The 19,384-nt window shown below is 62.7% G+C and carries 17 protein-coding genes; 10 read left to right on the top strand and 7 right to left on the bottom strand.

Going from position 1 to position 19,384, the window contains the following annotated elements; translation table 11 throughout:
* Positions 1–116 precede the first annotated feature (116 nt).
* Entirely contained in the window at positions 117–2,399 is a 2,283-nt protein-coding gene (locus tag GGR39_RS04065) for a TonB-dependent receptor (RefSeq protein WP_183616012.1), read from the top strand.
* An 89-nt stretch (positions 2,400–2,488) separates the two neighbouring features.
* Positions 2,489–3,256, top strand: a complete 768-nt coding sequence (locus GGR39_RS04060; RefSeq protein WP_183616011.1) for an SDR family NAD(P)-dependent oxidoreductase — start codon at positions 2,489–2,491, stop codon at positions 3,254–3,256.
* 61 nt (positions 3,257–3,317) lie between these two features.
* On the opposite strand, the gene GGR39_RS04055 is transcribed toward GGR39_RS04060, so the two are convergent.
* From GGR39_RS04055 to GGR39_RS04045, 3 genes are read right to left on the bottom strand one after another with little or no spacing between them, the layout of a single operon-like run.
* The gene (locus GGR39_RS04055) at positions 3,318–3,743 is read right to left on the bottom strand and encodes a nuclear transport factor 2 family protein (protein WP_183616010.1); all 426 of its coding nucleotides are present in this window, start codon (positions 3,741–3,743) and stop codon (positions 3,318–3,320) included.
* 34 nt (positions 3,744–3,777) lie between these two features.
* On the bottom strand, positions 3,778–4,128 hold the full coding sequence (locus GGR39_RS04050; RefSeq protein WP_183616009.1) for a Rieske (2Fe-2S) protein: 351 nt from the start codon (positions 4,126–4,128) through the stop codon (positions 3,778–3,780).
* Between the two features lie 4 nt (positions 4,129–4,132).
* Positions 4,133–5,140, bottom strand: a complete 1,008-nt coding sequence (locus GGR39_RS04045) for an NADP-dependent oxidoreductase (RefSeq protein ID WP_183616008.1) — start codon at positions 5,138–5,140, stop codon at positions 4,133–4,135.
* A gap of 105 nt (positions 5,141–5,245) precedes the next feature.
* On the opposite strand from GGR39_RS04045, the gene GGR39_RS04040 reads away from it, so the two are divergent.
* On the top strand, positions 5,246–5,656 hold the full coding sequence (locus tag GGR39_RS04040) for a nuclear transport factor 2 family protein (RefSeq protein WP_343055765.1): 411 nt from the start codon (positions 5,246–5,248) through the stop codon (positions 5,654–5,656).
* A 110-nt stretch (positions 5,657–5,766) separates the two neighbouring features.
* On the opposite strand, the gene GGR39_RS04035 is transcribed toward GGR39_RS04040, so the two are convergent.
* The gene (locus GGR39_RS04035) at positions 5,767–8,187 is read right to left on the bottom strand and encodes a TonB-dependent receptor (protein ID WP_246388316.1); all 2,421 of its coding nucleotides are present in this window, start codon (positions 8,185–8,187) and stop codon (positions 5,767–5,769) included.
* Between the two features lie 248 nt (positions 8,188–8,435).
* Between GGR39_RS04035 and GGR39_RS04030 the strand changes: the two genes are divergently transcribed.
* From GGR39_RS04030 to GGR39_RS04020, 3 genes are all read left to right on the top strand, one after another.
* Entirely contained in the window at positions 8,436–9,440 is a 1,005-nt protein-coding gene (locus GGR39_RS04030) for an NADP-dependent oxidoreductase (protein ID WP_183616006.1), read from the top strand.
* Positions 9,441–9,460: 20 nt separating this feature from the next.
* Entirely contained in the window at positions 9,461–9,925 is a 465-nt protein-coding gene (locus tag GGR39_RS04025; protein WP_183616005.1) for a nuclear transport factor 2 family protein, read from the top strand.
* A 113-nt stretch (positions 9,926–10,038) separates the two neighbouring features.
* Complete coding sequence (locus tag GGR39_RS04020; RefSeq protein ID WP_183616004.1) at positions 10,039–11,508, top strand: hypothetical protein; 1,470 nt, start codon at positions 10,039–10,041, stop codon at positions 11,506–11,508.
* Here GGR39_RS04020 and GGR39_RS04015 read toward each other — a convergent pair.
* Positions 11,497–12,729 carry a glycosyltransferase family 87 protein gene (locus GGR39_RS04015; RefSeq protein ID WP_183616003.1) on the bottom strand — a complete coding sequence of 411 codons (1,233 nt, stop codon included), beginning with the start codon at positions 12,727–12,729 and terminating at the stop codon, positions 11,497–11,499. The two genes, GGR39_RS04020 and GGR39_RS04015, sit on opposite strands and share 12 nt — an antisense overlap.
* A gap of 243 nt (positions 12,730–12,972) precedes the next feature.
* On the opposite strand from GGR39_RS04015, the gene GGR39_RS04010 reads away from it, so the two are divergent.
* The 4 genes from GGR39_RS04010 (at position 12,973) to GGR39_RS03995 (ending at position 17,122) form a co-directional block, all read left to right on the top strand.
* A complete protein-coding gene (locus GGR39_RS04010; protein ID WP_183616002.1) occupies positions 12,973–13,968 on the top strand; it encodes a sterol desaturase family protein in 996 nt (331 codons plus the stop codon).
* Positions 13,969–13,997: 29 nt separating this feature from the next.
* Positions 13,998–14,636: a hypothetical protein gene (locus GGR39_RS04005; RefSeq protein WP_183616001.1), complete on the top strand. Its 639-nt coding sequence runs from the start codon at positions 13,998–14,000 to the stop codon at positions 14,634–14,636.
* A gap of 289 nt (positions 14,637–14,925) precedes the next feature.
* Positions 14,926–16,926 (top strand): carbon starvation CstA family protein, encoded by a 2,001-nt coding sequence (locus tag GGR39_RS04000; protein ID WP_281374455.1) that lies wholly within the window; start codon positions 14,926–14,928, stop codon positions 16,924–16,926.
* Positions 16,927–16,930: 4 nt separating this feature from the next.
* On the top strand, positions 16,931–17,122 hold the full coding sequence (locus tag GGR39_RS03995; RefSeq protein WP_183615999.1) for a CstA-like transporter-associated (seleno)protein: 192 nt from the start codon (positions 16,931–16,933) through the stop codon (positions 17,120–17,122).
* Positions 17,123–17,228: 106 nt separating this feature from the next.
* On the opposite strand, the gene GGR39_RS03990 is transcribed toward GGR39_RS03995, so the two are convergent.
* Together GGR39_RS03990 and GGR39_RS03985 are read right to left on the bottom strand one after the other, a co-directional pair.
* Positions 17,229–17,864 carry a hypothetical protein gene (locus tag GGR39_RS03990; RefSeq protein ID WP_183616467.1) on the bottom strand — a complete coding sequence of 212 codons (636 nt, stop codon included), beginning with the start codon at positions 17,862–17,864 and terminating at the stop codon, positions 17,229–17,231.
* Between the two features lie 67 nt (positions 17,865–17,931).
* Positions 17,932–19,353 carry a lipopolysaccharide biosynthesis protein gene (locus tag GGR39_RS03985; protein ID WP_183616466.1) on the bottom strand — a complete coding sequence of 474 codons (1,422 nt, stop codon included), beginning with the start codon at positions 19,351–19,353 and terminating at the stop codon, positions 17,932–17,934.
* Positions 19,354–19,384 lie beyond the last annotated feature (31 nt).

Raw genomic sequence — 19,384 nt, 5'->3', positions numbered from 1 at the left:
CGCCGCTTGCCTGCACCTATGCAATTCGTCAGTTAGGAGCAGCGATGATCGGATGCATAGTAACGATGACGCGAAGGGGCTGAATAACACAGCACCTCGCCAGGGAGGATAAACTGATGGCATCCGCATCCAATCGCGGAGCGTGGTCTTCTGCGCTCATAAAGATTGCACTGTCCACCAGCGCGCTGACTGGCGTCTCGGCTCCGGCCCTGGCGCAGGATACCGCGACCACGGCAGCCCCATCCACGGTGGATCCGAACGAGATCATCGTGTCTGCTCGCCGGCGTTCGGAAACGCTGCAGGACACGCCCGTCGCCATCACTGCCGTGAACGCGGCGATGATCGAGGACAAGGCGGCCGTCAACATCGGCGACCTGATGGGCACCGCCCCCAACCTCATCATCACCAACCAGGCATCGGGCGCGGCGGCAGCCAACCTTTCGATACGTGGCCTTACTTACGCAGACGTTGAAAAGTCCGCCGAACCGACCGTCGGCGTCGTGGTGGACGGGGTTTTCATCGGTACCAGCACCGGCCAATACTTCGACTTCTTCGATATCGACCAGATCGAAGTTCTGCGCGGTCCGCAGGGAACACTGTTCGGGCGCAACACGATCGGCGGCGTCATCAGCATCCGCCGCAGCAGGCCCACCGGCAAGTTCGGCGTGAAGGCCGAAGTCTCTTACGGCAAGTTCAATACGCTTGCCACGCGGGCCGTGGTCAACGTCCCGCTGGGCGACAAGTTGGCGGTGAAGGGGTTCTATTTCCACAACGAGTCCGATGGCTGGTATCGTCAAGGACAAGACGGACGCCGCCGGGGCGGATCGAACAACGAGAACTTCGGCGTCAGCGTGCTGGCCACCCCCACCGACAATTTCGAAGCTCTGCTGACGTTGGAAAAGCAGGTCCAGAAGTTTGACCCTGTTGTATCGGTCCTGACCAATTCCAGCGAATTGTTCTGCGGCCTCGCTCCTGCCGAACAATGCAACCGCAACAATACGGACGATCTCTACACCGTATTCGGCGAGCCCAATACCGGCCGCTACAGCGCGCCTGCGGCCACGCTGGAAATGAACCTCAACGCAGGTGACGTGAAGTTGACTTCGGTTACCGGATATCGGAAATCGAAGGAAGCGCAGACCCAGGATTTCGACGGAAGCTCTACCGACCTCTACTACGTATTCCGCGGGCAGAAGTATAACCAGTTCAGCCAGGAATTGCGTGCCGCGGGCAACCTGTCATCCTCGTTCGACTACGTCGTCGGCGGATATTACTTCCGCTCCAACTACGAACTGGACCAGTTCACCCGAATCTTCGGGTTCAGCCCCGGTGTCGATCCGCGCGCGTTCGACAAGAACCCGCAGCACGTGGAAGGCAAGACGCGCTCCGTCGCCGTGTTCGGCGATTTCAACTGGGCCTTTGCCGACAAGCTCCGCCTTTCGTTCGGGGGCCGCTTCACGCGGGACAAGAAGTCCCTCAGCAACGCGTTCGGCGGTGTCCTGATCGGTCAGGGTTCCGATAGCTTCAAGAAGTTCACGCCCAAGATCGGCGTCGATTATCGGCCCAATAAGGACGTAATGCTCTATGCGTCATGGTCTCGCGGATATCGCTCGGGTGGCTTCAGCCCGCGCGCCGGATCGGCCGCCAGCGCCAGCCGCGCCTACGGCCCCGAAACGGTTGACAGCTACGAAGTGGGCGGCAAGTTCGACCTGATCGACGGGATGCTCCAGGTCAATCTCGCCGGGTTCGTCTCCAAGTACAAGGACCTGCAGCAGAACAACAACATCTTCTGCTCATCCTGCGCCACCCAGAACGAAACCGTCACGTCCAACGTCGGTTCGGCCACGATCAAGGGCATCGAAGGGGACTTCACGCTAAAGCCGGCGCAAGGCCTGGCGATCACCGGCGCGGTCGGCCTGTTGAAGTCCAAGTTCAAGGACTTCATCGTCGGTGGTATTTCGCCCGTAACTGGCGCGGTCATCCCGTTCGACTTCTCCAACAACGATCTGATCTACAATCCAAAGATCACCGCTTCATTCGGCGCAAACTATACCGTGCCGACATCGTTCGGTGAGATCGTCGGCAACATCGGCTACCGCTTCATCGACCGTTACGATCAGCAGATTTCGATCGCCGGGCTGACGGGCAACACTACGACCGGCCCCGCCATCGTTACCGGCAACGATCCCCGCGTGCGCACGGACAAGCAGAACCTGCTGGATGCCAGCCTGACGACGCGCTTCAACCTGGCGGGTGCCGAAGCGCACTTGACCGCCTTCGGCCGCAACCTGCTGGACGACCGTGGCCCCACGCACGGCTTCACCGTCGGCGGCCTGTTCTCCTTCGGCAATGCCCGCGAACCGCGCAGCTATGGCCTGACGCTGGGCATCAAGTATTGATGCATCCGGGATAGCCGGATGCTTTCGGAGATGCGTGCAGGTTTCCCTCAGCCTGCACGCATTTTCGCGTTTGAGGGAAAGGACATACCATGACGGGTCGGCTGGAAGACAAGATCGCCTTGGTGACAGGCGCAGGCGGAATGCGAGGATTGGGTGCGGCCACGGCACAGCGCTTTGCCGAGGAAGGCGCGTTCGTCTACGTCACCGATCTCGACAAGGCAGGCGCCGATGAAGTCGTCGCACAGATCGAGCAAGCGGGCGGGCATGCCCAGGCGCTGCAGCAGGACGTGACCAGTGAGGCTTCATGGGACGAAGTCATCGGCACGATAGAACAGACCCACGGCCGCCTGGACGTGCTGGTCAACAATGCCGGGATCGCCGTCCTCAAGCCCTTGGACAAGCTGACCGCCGCAGATTGGGAGCGGCAGAACAAGGTCAATCTCGATAGCGTGTTCTTCGGCACCCAGCGCGCCGTGGAACTGATGCGCAAGGTCGGTCAAGGCGGCTCGATCGTGAACCTGTCATCGGTGGCGGGATTGATCGGTGTGCCGATGTGCGGGGCCTATGCCGCCGCGAAGGGCGGGGTACGGCTGTTCTCCAAGGTCGTGGCGTTGGAATGCGCGGCTGATAACATCCGCTGCAATTCGGTGCATCCCGGCATGATCGAGACGGCGATGCAGGACGTGGCGCGCCGGGACAACCCGGAAGGCTTCAAGCAGATCGTATCGGCAATTCCGATGCAGCGCATGGGCAGCCCGCTGGACATCGCCAACATGAACCTGTTCCTGGCCAGCGACGAGGCAGGCTACATCACCGGTTGCGAGTTTGTGGTGGACGGCGGCACCACCGCCATGTGACGATCAGCGCGGCGGCCTCGTGCGGACCTGATCGGGCCCGCACGAGGTCGCCCTGGCATGATTATCCCCTCGGGCCTTGCTGGCGATGGAGCTTGCGGAACGAGCGGCTCTTGAACAGCCAGCGCCCGTCCTGCTTGACGCACGTATCCTCGTACACGCCGCGATCGCGCACCGTCATCTCGCCCTGGTCGTACACTTCGGCAGTATAGCTGCGCATCGTCGCATGATCGCCCTGCACTTTGATCGAGCCGGGCCAGGCTTCGAACATGATGCCGGGGTACTGCTTCATCGCCTCTTTCCACATCGCCACGATCGCAGCCTTGCCATGCGTCGTCCCGATCTCGGGATAGTCGGGCAAGGCCCACTCCGCATCCTCGGCGAAGGTGGCGCTCCAAGCTTCGGCATCGTTACGCGTCACCGCGTCGGCGTACGCCTCCAGCAATTCCCGAATGGCCAGGCGATCCTCGAAAGGTCCGGTGAAAGGCATCCTCGTCTCCGTCGTTGTTATCGTTTGCAGGGGATCAGCCAGCCACGGGTCGCTCCTGAGGGCCCGGCGGAACCGCGGGCACCGCCACTTCCAGCTTCCCGGCTTCGCTGCGCAGGGGGAACGTCCGCAAGTCCGCGTATGCCCCGCCGATGCATTGCCCGGTCGCCACATCGAAGCGCGCGCCGTGCAACGGGCACATGATCGCCCCGCGCCGTACGCGACCGGACGAGAGCAACGCAGCTTGATGCGTGCAACGATCGTTGAAAGCGTGGAAGCCGTCGTCGGTGCGCACGATCAGCACGCTCCACCCTCCCAGCGTCACGGCCAGCTTACCGTCCTCGGGAAACTCGCTTTCAGACGCGATGCTATGCCAAACCTCTTCCATGCGTTCAGATCCTGACCAATGTCTTGCCAATCGTGCGGCCAGACATGAGATCGATGAACGCTTCGGGCAAGCTCTCGAACCCATCGCGCAAGTTGGCCAGCGGGCGCAGCTTGCCCTCGGCCACCCAACCATCCAGCTCGGCCTGCGCCTGCGCCAGCACTTCGGGATAGTCGAAGGTGATGAAGCCCTGCATCTTGATGCGATTGACCACCAGCTGCCACAGCGTCTTCACGCCGAATGGGTGGTCGGCATCGTTGTATTGCCCGATCATGCCGCACACCGCCACGCGGCCATGCAGGCGCATCAAGGGCAGCACCGCCTCCAGCGTCTCGCCGCCGACATTGTCGAAGAATACGTCCACGCCGTCGGGCGCGGCCTTGGCAATCTCTGCAGCGATATCAGGCGTGGCGCGGTAATCGATCGCGGCATCGAAGCCGAGATCGCGGATGACCTGCGCTTTCTCTTCAGAGCCGACCAGGCCGATCACATTGCAGCCGACCGCCTTGGCGATCTGCCCCACGGTGGAGCCGGTAGCCCCGGCCGCCGCGCTGACGACGACGGTTTCGCCCGGCTTCGCTTCGCCGATGGTAAACAGGCCGACCCAGGCGGTGAGACCCACCGGGCCAAGCGCCCCCATGTAATGATGCAAGTCAGCGCCGGGTTGTGGCTGGACCTTCTCGATCCCCCAGCTCTGGTCCGAAAGGACGTAGTGATCGGACCATGTCGCGAAGGCGCGCACCAGGGTGCCTTCCGGGTAGTCGGCGTTCCGCGAGGCCACGACTTCGCCCAGCGACATGCCCTTGATCGGGGCATCGATCGCGACGGGCTCGATATAGCTGGGCCGATCGTCCAGAAAGCCACGGATCGCCGGATCGACCGAACCCACCCGCATCCTGACGAGCAGCTCCCCATCGCCGAGTTCCGGCATCGCCGTCTCCTCCAGGCGGAAATCCTCTACCACGGGCACGCCCACGGGCCGCCGCGCCAACACGATCTGTCTCACTCTTCCCATACCCCGCAGCTTAGGCAGGCGCGCCCCTGCGATATGCTGGCCGAAACGCTAGGTTTCCGCCAGCCATGCCTGCGTCAGATTGCTGGACGGAAGAGGAGTATTATCATGACCATGACGCCTGACGAGATGATCGCCTTTGTGGACCGCCTGTACCAGGCGACGGGAACCGGCGATTGGAACGCGGCGTCAGCGATGGTGACGGACGATTTCTTCATCACCGAGGCCGATGATCTGCCCATGGCCGGTACGTATCATGGCATGGACGGATTTCGCGATCTGTTCACCAAGGTCATGGGCCTTTGCGATGTGGCCGGGCTGGACCGGATCGAGACGACCGCGGGCAAGGACCATGCGGTCACCCTGCTCTCGTTCCGCTTCGCCGATCCTGCACTGGCCCCGGCGGAGCTGTGCGAGGTCTTCCGCTTCCGGGATGGCAAATGCTGCGAGATCAAGCCGTTCTACTACGACGCCGCACCGTTCTGGGCCGCTGTGAAGGCCAAGGCCGCCCTGGCCTGATCCCCGTTGCTCCCGGCCTCAGCCGGAAGCACGTACGCAAGACAAAACCGGGCCGACATTGCGTCGACCCGGTTTTCTTATGTCCAAAATATCGGCGGCAGTGCGCCCGATCAGAAGCGCGTGGAAACCTGCAGCACCACCGTGCGGGGCAACGTGGCGAAGCCTAGCTGATCGGCGTGGATGCCGGCCGGCGTGCCGGTGCCGCTGCCGGTCGAAGGACCATCGACCACACCCGTTACGTAGAAGCGATTGGTCAGGTTCTTGCCGATCAGAGCAATCTGCCACTTGTCATCGCTGGCGCCGAAGCGGACCGAGGCATCTAGGTTGACGTAGCTTCCCTGGCGGGAGTCCGGATTGCCGAAGCCCGAGGCGATGTAGCTATCGCTGTAGCGGGCATCGGCGGACATGCCAAACTTCAGACCATTGCCGATCTCCGCATCGTAATTGGCGCCCAGCGTGCCGGTCCATTCCGGGGCCACCGACAGCGGTGCACCGTTCAGGTTCTGGCGCGTAAAGTTGTTGGTGGCGGCGTTCAGCGCAAGATTACAGCCCTCACCCGGCCTCTGGCCCGCATAGCAAGGCGCGAGCGGGAAGTTGGTGTAACGCGCGCGATTGTAGTTGATCGATCCATGCACGCTGAACCCGTCGAGCGAACGCGGGGCGAATTCGAACTCGAACTCGGCACCCTTGGTACGCGCGTCGGCAGTCAAGGTCTGGAATGCGAAGATCGGCGAGTTGAAGAAGTCTACCTGCAGATCGCGGTACTTGTAGCTGTACACGTTCAGGTTGAGGCGCAGCTGGTTGTCCATCAGCGTGGACTTGATGCCGCCCTCGAAGCCGGATGCCCGCTCGGGCTCGAACGTCAAATCGCCCAGCGGATCAGGCGACAAGGCCGAATTGACGCCGCCGTTGGAAAAGCCGCCAGACTTGTAGGCCGTCTTGTATGCCGCATAGACCAGCAGGTCGCGTGTGGGCTTCCAGGTCAACGTCGCTTCCGGGGACCAGTTGTTGAAAGTCTGGTTGGCGGTAATCACACCCAGGCCATCGGCAGAATTCTGCGGACGGAAGATCGATGTCACCGCCACGTTGTTGTAGGGCTGGGTGAAGTAGCTGCCCTTCGTTTCATGCGTGTAGCGCACGCCGCCCGCCAGTTCGAGGGTGTCGACGATCTTCCACGTCGCCTGCCCGAACAAGGCGAGTGTCTCGCCATCGGTGAAGCTGGTCTTGCGCGTGGCAAGATAGCGGTCCGCGGGCGCGGCCGTGCTGTCTTCCAGCCCCGAGAGGATGATGTACTGGTCGAAATCACGCTTCGTCTTCTGGTAAAGCCCGCCGACCATCACGTTGAACGGACCATCGAACGTCGTCAGGGCGCGAAGTTCGGAAGAGAACGCATGCCAGGTCGAATTCTCGGTCGCCCAGTTAGCACCAGTACTCGATTGGAAGTCACACGCGCAGGCCCAGCGGTTGTTGTTCCACTGATAATTGGTGACCGACGTGATGGTGACATCGGGCAGCGTGTACGCGATATTGCCGGTGACCGCCCACGACTTGTAGCGGTTATACAAGCTGCCATCGTCCTTGCCGTACGGCGTCGCTTGCGAGATGACTTCTGGGATCTTGTTCTGATGCGTGACGAAGCGATCGCCGCAGGCGTAGCCGGTAAGCTGGCTGACGCCGCCCGGGCAATTGAACGCCACGTAGTTCCAGCTGCTGTTGTTCGTCTTGTTGTAGCTGCCTGAAGCCTTGACCGTCGCGGTCAGGCGGTCAGTCGGCTCCCACTTCAAGGTGACGCGGCCCAGCAGTTCCTTTTCGCCCGGCTGATTGCGGGCTGCGGGGTTGGCGACAAGGCTGCCGGTCCGTCCCGTCGCGACATCGATGGTGGGGTAATCGAATGGCTCTGCCACGTTCTTGAAATAACCATCGTACATCTTGGATGCACGCAGCGCGACGCGAATGCCCAGCGTATCGGTCAACGGATTGGATGCAACGAACTCACCCACAACTTGCTGCGAACGGAATTCGTAACCGATGCGGCCGTAGTATTCAGCCTCCTTGCCCGGATCGGCGGTAGTGATCGAGATCACGCCCGCGGTCGCGTTCTTGCCAAAGAACAGTGCTTGCGGGCCCTTCAGGATTTCGATCCGGCCAAGATCGAAGAACCCCTCGTTGATGACGCGGCCCTGACCGTAATAAACGCCGTCGACAACCGTGGCGACTGACTGCTCGATACCGATCGAAGTGGAGGAAGAACCGATACCGCGCATCGTCAACTGTGCGCCCGACCCGTTGGATGCGCGGCCTACGGTGAAGTTCGGCGTACGCGCAGCGATCTTCTCGATGCTGGTGATATCCTGCTGGCGGATCGTGACAGGCGAGATCGCGGTCACGGCGACCGGCACGTCCTGCACGCTTTCCTGCCGCTTGCGCGCGGTCACGATGATATCTTCCAAACCGCCCTGGCTCGCCGCGTTCTCAGCCGTGCTGGCCGAAGCGGACGGAAGCGTGGCAGAGGCAGCGGCCTCTTGCGCCATAACCGGAGCGGAAAACATTGTCCCGGCAAGAAGTATCGATATGCGAGAAAAAGCGCGATGATATGTCATCGAATTAACCACTCCCAGAAAATCCGGCCTTCATTGTTTCCACGGTTCTTCCCGTGGATTTTCGCCGTCTGTTGCATCCGAATTACGCGACCGTCGATTGGCGTCACCTAGCGAAGACATCAGGTTGCCCCGATCCGGGTTGTCGTCGATCCAGTAATGCCCTGCAGGAAAGGCTGAACATGTCCGATAATCGCGTGTGGACTTTGCGCGCCTATCCTGAAGGCCTGGATTTCCCCTCCGCCATCTTTCTCGATCGGCAAGCCATGCCCGTCCCCGCCGAGGGGCAGGTCACGATCGCGGCCGACTGGCTCTCGCTCGATGCGGGGACCAGGATGTGGATGACGCCGCGCACGGACAGCTACCAGCCGCCGATCCCGCTGGGCAGCGCCGTGCCGGGGCAAGTTCTGGGCCGCGTGCTGGAATCCCGTGCGCCTGGATTTGCTCCTGGTGATCTGGTGCGCGCGTTCGGCCAATGGGCCGATGTCTCCTGCGTCGATCCGCTTACGTCCGGATTGACCAAGCTGGACGCGACCGTGACCGATCCCCGCCTGCACCTGGGCCCCCTGGGCATGAATGGCTGGACCGCGCTCGTCGGGATCGAGGAAATGGCGCGCACCCAGCCGGGCGAGACGGTGCTTGTCTCCGCCGCCGCCGGCGCCACCGGCATGCTGGCTGCGCAGATCGCGCGTGTGCTGGGCGCGCGCGTGATCGGGATCGCGGGCGGGCCCACGAAATGCGCTTTCCTGATCGACGAACTTGGGCTGGACGCCGCCATCGACCATCGTGATCCCGATGTGGAAGCCGCGATCGCCCGCGCCGCGCCAGACGGGATCAACGTCTATTTCGAAAACGTCGGCGGCCCCCTGTTGGACGCCGTGCTGTCGAACATGGCGCACTACGGACGCATTGCCATTTGCGGACTGATGGCAAACTACGCCCAGGCACAGCCCGGACCGCAGCGCTTCGATCAGATCCTGGCCCGTCGATTGCAAGTAACTGGCTTCTTCTCCCCCGATTTCGCCCATCGCGGCCCCGAACTGACCGCACGACTGCGAGGCTGGACGGATGCGGGCAAGCTCGTGACCCCGTTCGACGAAACCGCAGGACTGGAAAATGTGCTGTCCGCCTATGCCCGCCTCTTCACCGGGGCCAACATCGGCAAGGTTGTCGTGCGGGTAAGCTGAAGAAACAAGGGAGGGAGATGATGGACACAACCGAAAGACTGCTCGCGATCGAGCAGATCAAGCAGCTGAAGGCCCGCTACTTTCGCTGCATGGACACGAAGGATTGGGCAGGACTACGAGAAGTGTTCTGCGATGACGCCATGTTCGATGCGCGTGCTTCGCTGAATCTGGATGGCGCCGGCGATGGCCCCGGGGCCGAGAGCAACGATTGGGTCTATCACGGCGGCGATGGCATCACACAGTTCGTGCGCGATGCCGTCTCCACTAGGCGCACCGTCCACCACGGCCATTGCCACGAAATCGAAATCCTGTCCGAAACCGAGGCGCAAGGCGTCATCGCCATGGAGGACAAGGTCTGGGATCTGGCCGATGGCACGCCGATCCTTCACGGCAGCGGCCATTATTACGAGACCTATCGCCACGAGAACGGGGCCTGGCGCATCCTGACCTCACGCATCACCCGGCTTTACGTAAAGCTGGGTTGACCCCGTTCCGGCGGAGGCCTGCACGATCCCGCATCGCGCATAGGCCTCACTGGTTCTTAACCAAACCCGTTCATGGAAGCAGCTCGCTTCTGAATTTGCAGGGAACGTGGACGGTGACGATCAGAACGGTGTGTGCTGGGGATTTGCCTCGCACAAAGGCAGTGCCTGCGTTCGTCACCACGCTGGCCGAAGCGGTGGGACAACCATGGGTACGCGCACTTGCGTATGCCGCGTGCATCCTCACCGGCTGGATCGGCTGGATCGGCACCTTCCCGCTCGACGACGCCTACATAACGCTCCACAATGCACGCGCCCTGCTGGCAGGCGCAGACACGACATATGGCGGCAGCCCGCTGGTGGGCGCGACGAGCCTCGTACACCTCGCACTGCTGGCGCTGCTGGGCCACGTCCTACCCCTGGTTACAGCATCATGTCTGCTGAACATCCTCGCCGCCGGCGCTTATGCCGCGGGCCTCGACAAGCTGGCGCGAAACTGCGGCGTGGCCGGTTGGCAGGTGGCTATCTATACGATCATCGGCCTGACAATCGGCTCCGTTCCGATCCAACTATGCAATGGCCTGGAAAGCGGGATGGCGCTGGCAGTCGCGACGTGGTTGCTGGTCCTCGCCCGCTCCCGTTTTCTCCCCTTGCTGGCGGGGATAGCGCCTTTTGTCCGCCCGGAGCTGGGATTACTGGCGGCATTGCTGCTGGCCCACCCGTTCCTGAAAGCACCCGCGCGCGGCAAGGCCACCATGGTCGCATACGGCCTGCTGACCGCCCTGCCATTTGCCATCTGGAGTGTGCTGGAGACCGGCCACATCTTGCCAAACACCGTCAGCGCGAAGCTGGCATTCTTCGTCGAGGAAAGCTCTGATCCGCTTGAGCGGTTCAGGATGCTGCTGGGAGTTCTGACCCTTTCTCATGTTCTGCTGCTGATGGCGGGTTTGATCGCTTTGAAAAAAAACGATCTGACACGAGCCTGTAGCGTATTCACGATTGTGTTATTGCTTGTCGCGACTGCAACCCAGCCGGGTGCGCTGGTATGGAACGAATATCGTTACCTGATGACGCTGGTTCCGGTTCTGCTGGTTTGCTGCATGGCACTGGGGCAAGACCTGCGTTATCCGGTGCTGATGCTGGGATTGTCCGCATGCGCCATGGCATTTCTGCCGACAAGCCTTGATCTATTGCAGCAGAGCCGAGCGCATACGGAAAGGGAGCTGCGACTATTGCGACATAACGCGGCGTTGGTGCCGCGTGACGCAACAGTTTTGATTCATGACGCAGGTATGATCGCCTGGATCGCCCCCCGGTTGCATCTGATCGATGCCGTGGGTTTGAAAACCGCCTATGCGGCGGCCGCCCACAAACGTTTCACCAAAACCGTATGCCGCTGGGACCGTGCTCTTGACGACACCGCCCGTCATTTCGGGACACGCTACATGATCGTCCTGCAAAAGCCGCTTTGGGATTGCGTGGGCTCCAATCTCGTCCGCGCCGGATGGACCGCGACAAGCTTAGGGGGCCAGGACCGCAATAGCGACTACCGAATCTTTGCGATTCAACCGCCGCTATCGCGTTGAAACGTTCAGCGGATTGCGGAGCAGAATCAAAGCCATCCAACAGCATAAGATCAGCAATGCCGGAGCTATCAAGGCCGGTGCCATAGCCTGCGCCGGCAGGACCGCACCATTTTCCCCCAAGTGAAGCACATTTTCCATGAGTATCTTCGCTACCAGGCCATAGCCGCCAACGAACCAGCTCAGCGCCATCACCATTCCAACCTCTCGATCCGCCGAACGCGACAGAATATCCGGGATGATGAAGGCCAAGGCCAAGCCCAAGATCGTCAGATCATAATCGTAGCAATAAGGGCTGACCATCACCGCCACGGCGCAAGCCAGTGCCGAGCGGTAGCGCGCGGTCGTACCTTTCACCAAGGCGAGCACGAACACGGCCAGCGCCGCGATCGCACAAAGGGCTTGCCCGACTATCGCAATCCGGGGCCCGGCTCCTAGACTGAAGAGAGTCGCATACACGGAAGACATGCGAAACAACGGGTAGTATCCTAACTCCAAAAAGCCGGTCGCCTGCCGCAAGGCCGTCGCAAACGCGGTCCAAACCGCAAACCCGTAGAGCCAACTCGCCGCGCCAATCAGGGCAACCACGACCGCTACCGCTATTGCCAGCAATTCGACCGAGCGCTGCCAAAGCGCCATCAGACCCATCGACACCGCAAGGTGCGGCTTGATCATCAGCATCCCCAGCAGAGCGCCCGCCCTTTTCTCGCGAGCGGACATGAGAGCCAATAGGAAAGCCCCTATCAGCCCCGCGATCAGAAATCCGTTCTGCCCAGTTCTTAGATTGATGACGAGAATGGGCGCGATCGCGATCAGCACACCCGGCAAATAGTCCCCTGCTATGCGCCGTAACACCAGCAGATAGAATGCGAACGAAAGCCCTGTAAACAAAGCATAGGAAAGACCAATCGGAAGGTATGACAGGGCCTGCACAACCGCCACGAACGGTGGCGGATAAGTCCAGGGCATAAAACTTTCGATACCCGATACTTTTAGCTGCTCGATCAGGAATGTATCGGCATCGTACGCATCATCGAGGCGACCGGCTGCCGCAAGGCGGCCGGCGATGTGAAAGGCGTCAAAATCGGTCAGAACCTTGGGTACGCCGACGAATGCGGGTTGGCTGAACCGGATAGCGGACACACCGATCAAAATGACAGCCGTTATTAGAATCGCTGAGGTGATACTGCGGCGACGCGCGAGGGAAATGGCGATCGTCATCATGCGTAAGTCACGTTCCGCGCACCCCGACGGCTCTACGTAATTCAGCCTATAGCTTCAAACAACTCCGCGCCTAAGGATTTCTACTGCCCATAGGTCAAACCTATGCCCGGCATATCAGATTGCCGGCTAGCGCTATGACCCCGCCTCGGGGATTCAGCCGTCAGATTTTCATTCTTTTCCAGCCTCGTGGTCCTCACGGCCAAGCTGCGGAAAAGGCGGACGAAACTGTACGGGGTTTGAGCCATGGAAGGAGTTCGCGTCGGTAAGCGGATGATCGGCACGCAGGCGCCGGTCACTATCGGGTGGGAGAATATCCCCCGCGTGGAAGGCGGGCCGTTCAAGCAGGCGTTCTTCACGTGGTTCCAGCCCGCCGTGCTCTTCGGTTTGATCCTGTTCTGGTATTACGCCCCCAATTCCATCGCGAAGGCTTCCACGGCGATCGGCATCGGTATCGGCTTCCGTGTGCTGATGCTGACGATGGAGCACTTCTTCCCCCGCTATGAAAGCTGGCGGCTGACCTGGAAGGAACTGGCGACCGACCTGTTCTATGTCGGCCTGGGCTATACGATCCTCAACGTGGTCGAGGATTTCATCGGTGCCGGCGCGATCATCGAGGCGGTGCAGCACAGCGCCGACTGGGAGAAGTTCCACTGGTTCACCGGCTTGCCGCTGCTGCTGCAGGCGTTCCTGATCTCGTTCATCTTCGACTTCGGCCAGTACTGGATGCATCGCGGCATGCACAACTGGTACCCGCTGTGGCTGCCCCACTCGGTCCACCACTACATCACCCAGCTGAACATCAACAAAGGCGCGGTCGGCAATCCGGTGGAGCTGTTCCTGATCGGGCTGGGCGTTGGCGGCTTCTTCGACTTCCTGCCGCGCGCCGCGCTGCTGGCCGGTGCGCTAGGCCTGGCCGTGGGAACATACCAGCACATCAACGTGCGGTTCAACACGCCGCGCTGGTGGCGCTTCACCTTCAACACCACCGAGCACCACAGCCTGCACCACTCTCAGGATTTCGAGGCCAGCCGCAGCAACTTCTGCAACACCTGGATCATCATCGACCGCTTCTTCGGCACTTGCGTGGATGGGGAAGCCGAACTGCTGGGCATGGAAGGCGGCCGCCGCATGTCGATCCGCGAGCAAATGACCTATCCGTTCACCGAAGGCTGGAAATCGATCAAGGAGCGCATCGATCGCACCCGCTACGGCCAGACCAGCGCGGTACCGGCCGAGTGAGCGCGCCACTGAGCTTTGCCGGCCACCCGATGTCCAGCACCCCCATCGACGACGCGCCCAAACCCGGACTGTTCGATTGGATCTGGCATATCCGGGGCGAAATCCCCCTTGCGCCTGGACAGACGAGTGAGGATGCGTTTGACCGTGTCGCGCCCCTGTTCGATGCGCGCGGCACCAGCCACCGCCGCATGGGCGACACGCTGACCTTCGACAAGAAGGACCCCGACGCGCAGGACAAGATGGCGGTGTTCGATCGCGGCACGCTGACGGTAGATCGCAACGGCCCTGCCCCGGCGCTGCGTTATCACCTCGTCAGTCGCGCGCTGTTGCTGTGTTTTCTGGCGCCGCTGATGTTCCTGAGCTTCGCCGCGATCACCATCGCGGTGGGCAAGATGGACACGCCCGCAAAGGAAGAGGCGGCGAAGAAAAAGCCGGAAAAGAAAGACGTGCAGCCGCCGCAAAGCGTGATCGACAAATGGCTGGGCGCGCCGGCTCCGGAAAGCCTGAAGAAGAAGGCGGACGATGCGAACAAGAAGGATGACAAAAAGACCAAGCCGACATCGGCCTACGTTTTCGCGGGCATCTTCGCGGTGCTCTACCTGATCGGCCGGTTTCTGGAGGATCGATTGATCAAGGCCCAGTTCCGCAAACGCCTGCTGGGGGCGTAAAGCCCATCGGCCTTCAGCCCTAAAGGTCGAAACACGCTGGCCTGCGCCTCCAATTTCCGTTCGTATCGAGCGCTGTCAAGACATGATGCCCTTGCGCTGCCGCGTCTCGACTTCGCTCGGCACGAACGGAACTCAGGTTTCCTAATCTTCCGCACGGCTCGGACTTGCCATTACCGGCCCCGCCTGCTCAGGTACCGGCTGGATGGGCCTGCTAAGGTCCGGGCGAGAGGGCAAGCACTTGACCAACATCAGGAACCTGGGCTGGATCGTGCTGGCGCTGCTGGGCGCGATGGCGCTGGGCGTGATCGCCACTGCCCGGGGTGAGCCGGTGAATGCGATCTGGATCGTGGCCGCCGCCGTCTCGGTCTACCTGATCGCCTACCGCTTCTACGCCCGCTACATCTCGGACAAAGTGCTGCGGCTCGATCCCGCCCGCCCCACGCCGGCGGCGCGCCATGCCGATGGGCTGGACTTCGTGCCGACCAACCGCAACGTCCTGTTCGGCCACCATTTCGCCGCGATTGCCGGAGCCGGCCCCCTGGTCGGACCGGTGCTGGCCGCGCAGATGGGCTATCTGCCCGGACTGCTGTGGATCCTGGCCGGCGTCGTCGTGGCGGGCGCGGTGCAGGACTTCATCATACTGTTCATCTCGATGCGGCGCGACGGGCGCTCGCTGGGCGAGCTGATCCGGATGGAGATGGGTCAAGTAGCCGGCACGATCGCGCTGTTCGGTGCCTTCACCATCATGGTCATCATCCTGGCCGTGCTATCGCTGATCGTGGTTCGCGCCCTCACCGGCAGCCCTTGGGGCATGTTCACCGTCGCCGCAACGATCCCGCTGGCGATCGTGATGGGCGTCTACATGCGCTGGATCAGGCCGGGGCGCGTGGGCGAAGCCTCTATCATCGGCTTAATCGGCCTGTTCCTGGCGATCGTCTACGGACGCGAGGTGGCGGAAAGCGCCACGTGGGGCCCGCTGTTCACCTTCACCCCGGTGCAGCTGTGCTGGATCCTGATCGGCTATGGCGCCGTCGCCTCGATGCTGCCGGTGTGGCTGCTGCTGGCGCCGCGCGATTATCTGTCCACCTTCCTGAAGATCGGCGCGATCGCGGCGCTGGCCATCGGCATCGTCGTTACCGCGCCGCCGCTGCAGATGCCCGCGCTGACCAAATTCGTGGACGGTTCCGGCCCGGTCTGGTCGGGATCGCTGTTTCCGTTCCTGTTCATCACCATCGCTTGCGGCGCGGTCTCGGGCTTTCACGCACTGATCGCCAGCGGGACCACGCCCAAGCTGATCGCAAGCGAAGGTGACGCCCGCTTCATCGGCTATGGGGCGATGCTGATGGAAAGCTTCGTGGCGGTGATGGCGCTCGTCGCCGCCTCCATCATCGAGCCGGGTATCTACTTCGCGATGAACAGCCCCGCCGCCGTGGTCGGCACCGACCCGGCCAGCGCGGCGGCGGCGGTTTCCGCCATGGGCTTCGCGATCTCGCCCGAAACCATCGCGCAAACCGCGCGGGACGTGGGCGAAACCACGATCATCTCGCGCGCAGGCGGAGCGCCGACCCTGGCCGTGGGCATGGCCCATATCTTCAGCCAGCTGATCGGCGGCAAGGCGATGATGGCCTTCTGGTATCACTTCGCCATCCTGTTCGAGGCGCTGTTCATCCTTACCGCCGTGGATGCGGGCACCCGCTCGGGCCGCTTCATGCTGCAGGACCTGATCGGGCTGGCAGTGCCCAGCTTTCGCAACTCATCGTCGCTGGTCCCCTCGGTCGTGGGCACGATCCTATGCGTCTCGGCCTGGGGGTTCTTCCTCTATCAAGGCGTCACCGATCCGCTGGGCGGCGTGAATACGCTGTGGCCGCTGTTCGGCATTTCCAACCAGATGCTGGCCGCCGTGGCGCTGATGCTAGGCACCGTGGTGCTGTTCCGCATGAAGCATGAGCGCTTCGCCTGGGTCACGCTGATTCCCACGGCCTGGCTGCTGCTGTGCACGATCACCGCCAGCCTGATGAAGCTGTTCTCCGCCGATCCGCGCGTGGGCTTCCTGGCCCACGCCCAAGGGTATTCGGATGCACTGGCACGGGGTGAGTTGATCGCTCCGGCCAAGTCGGCGGCGGAGATGGCCAGCATCGTCTTCAATGACCGGATCGACGCGGCCTTGTGCGCGGTGTTCCTGTTCGTGGTACTGGCGATCCTGTTCTTCGCGGTACGGACCTGCCTCGCCGCTCGACGGCTGCCCGCGCCCAGCGTTCACGAAATCCCCGAAACCGCCTTGGCAGCCTGAAGCGATGGCACTGCGTGATCAGCTGTCGCTGTGGGCCGAGAACGCCAAGGTGATCCTGGGCGTGCCCTCGTACCGCCTCTATCGCGAGCATATGGCCCGGCACCATCCGGAGCGCGCGCTGATGAGCGAGGCGCAGTTCTTTCGCAATCGCCAGGACGCGCGCTACGGCAAGGGCGGCGGGGGCAAGTGCTGCTGAGCGCCCGATAGGAGCGCGCAGCCGATTAGCGACGCGCTTACCCCGGCCCCCTTTTTTCTCGACTGCGCTCTATACGAAAGGCGTTGGCCAACCGGGGCCCAAGCGCTCAGAGCTTGCCGAACTTGGCCTCGTACGCCGCCGTGTCTCCGCCTGAGAGCAGTTGCGCCTGCTCCACCCAGGAATCACGGCGCGGACGACCGGCGAACGCGCCCAGCTTGGCGTCCAGGGCATCGAGGTCGGCATCGGTCCAGGCGGCGATCTGCGCGTATCGGGTAACGCCCAGCGCGTGCAAAGTCGCGACCAGCTTGGGGCCGACACCCTTGATGCGGCGCAAGTCATCACCCTCACCCGCCACCGTGGGCGCTACTACAGGCGCGGATTGCGGGGAGAGTTCCGGGGCTGGCTGCGGTGACGGCACATCTTTGGTGTGCGAGGTTGGCTCGGCTTGCGGGACCGGCTTGGCGGCCTGAACTTCCTCGCGCGCACCATGGGCCACGGCCTCCCCGACCCCAGCAAAGGTCCCCGCGGCGGGGGGCGACACGATCGTGGGCGCGGCGACCGCAGCGATCGGCGGCGCGTCTATCAGCGCCTGGTTGCGCTGCGCCGGGGCCGCACCTTCGTCCAGCACATCGGGGCGGTGGCTGCGATCGCGCGGCTGGCGCGAACGATTGACCAGCCACAGCACCAGCAGGACCAGCACCACCACCAGGAAGGCGAGGATCGGCCAATTGGCCTGGATCATGGGCACCACGGTGTCATTCCTTCCATTCGCTCAATAGCGGTACTCCTTGACCGCGCGGGCTTTCCCGTCAAGCCACCGCCGCTTCGGGTGACGCCTTGCGAAACAGCAGGCGGTCTTCGGCTGCGAAGGCACGCTTCCACAACATGCCGAAATAGACCGCCAGCATCGCCGGGATGCCGAACACCAGCTCCGCCCATTCCGGCAGGAACCACGTCACCGCCCAGCCGACCAGCACGGTCGGCGCGACGGCCCAGACCAGCGCCCAGCGCCAGTTGTTGGTCGGTGTTTCCAGGATGCGGCCCAGGATGTGAGACTTCACGATCGAGGCAAAAAGCAGCGCCAGCGCCAGGCCCAGCGCGGCGGCGGCGGCCTGGAACAGCTCGTTGTAGCCGGCGGCCTGCGTCAGCTTGATGCCCGCCACCGTCAGCAGTCCCTGCAGGACCACGGTCAGCACCGACACGATCAAGTTGCGCTTGCGCGCCATGTAGATCAGCGCAGCCTCGCTCACCACAGCTGTCGCCGCCACCGCCTCGGCCGCCAGCAGGAAGGCCAGCGCGCCGGTGCCGCCGACGAATTGTGGGCCGATCAGCCCCATCACGCCTTCGCCGGGTATGCCCAGCGCCAGGGCGATGCCCAGCTGCGCCGCCAGAATCCAGAAGCCTACTTGCCGCACTTGCCGCCCAATCGCCGCATAGTCGCGCAGCTTGAGGTTGCGGGTGATCACGGGGCCCAGGATAGGCTCGAAACTGGTCTTCAGCTTTTGCGGCAAGCTGGCGATCTGCTGGGCGACATAATAGACGCCGACCGCGCTGGGCGCGGCGAACAGGCCCAGGATGAAGATGTCCAGCCGCCGCGTGCCCCATTCGATGGCATCGGCCGTGGCGATAGGCAGGCTGCGCCAGGTCAGCTTGCCCATGTTGCTGAGCGAAGGCCGCCAATCGCGCGGCCAGCCATAAGCCTTTAGAAACGGCACGAACGCCGCCACCGCCGCCGCGTAGACTGACGCCAGATAAGCCACCGCCAGCCCGCTCCGGGGCGCGACCAGGGCCATCACGCCCGCCACGATCGAGATCGTCCAGGGCTCCACCACCGCTCTTGCACGCACCGTCGCGGCGACATCGAAGCGATAGGCGAGTGCGGCCAGCCAGATTTCCGTCAGCGCCAACGGCGGGATCGCCAGCACCATCAGCCGGTCGATCCAGGTGAACTCACCGCCCGGAAACAAAGGCGCGGGAAACAGCCAGAATCCCAGCGCCACCGCGCTCGACGCCAACAGCGCCACCAGCGAGCCATCGGCGATCAGATTTGCGGGATGCTCGTCCGATTCGGAAAGGCGCTGCGCCAGGCCGCGCTTCTCGCCCAGCGTGCACAGCATCGCAGTCAGCTCGATCAGCACCAGCGCGGAAGCGAAGACCCCGAGCGCCGCCGCGCCATAACCCGGCGCGCGGCCGGCGATGAACAGGAACGGGATGCGCGCGGCCAGTCGCATGAAAAAGCCGAGCAGATTGGTCCGCCCGCCC

The sequence above is a fragment of the Novosphingobium fluoreni genome (assembly GCF_014196615.1).
Lineage (GTDB): Bacteria > Pseudomonadota > Alphaproteobacteria > Sphingomonadales > Sphingomonadaceae > Novosphingobium > Novosphingobium fluoreni.
Note: the sequence above shows the minus strand (reverse complement) of the source record. Positions and strands in the feature narration are given on the sequence as shown.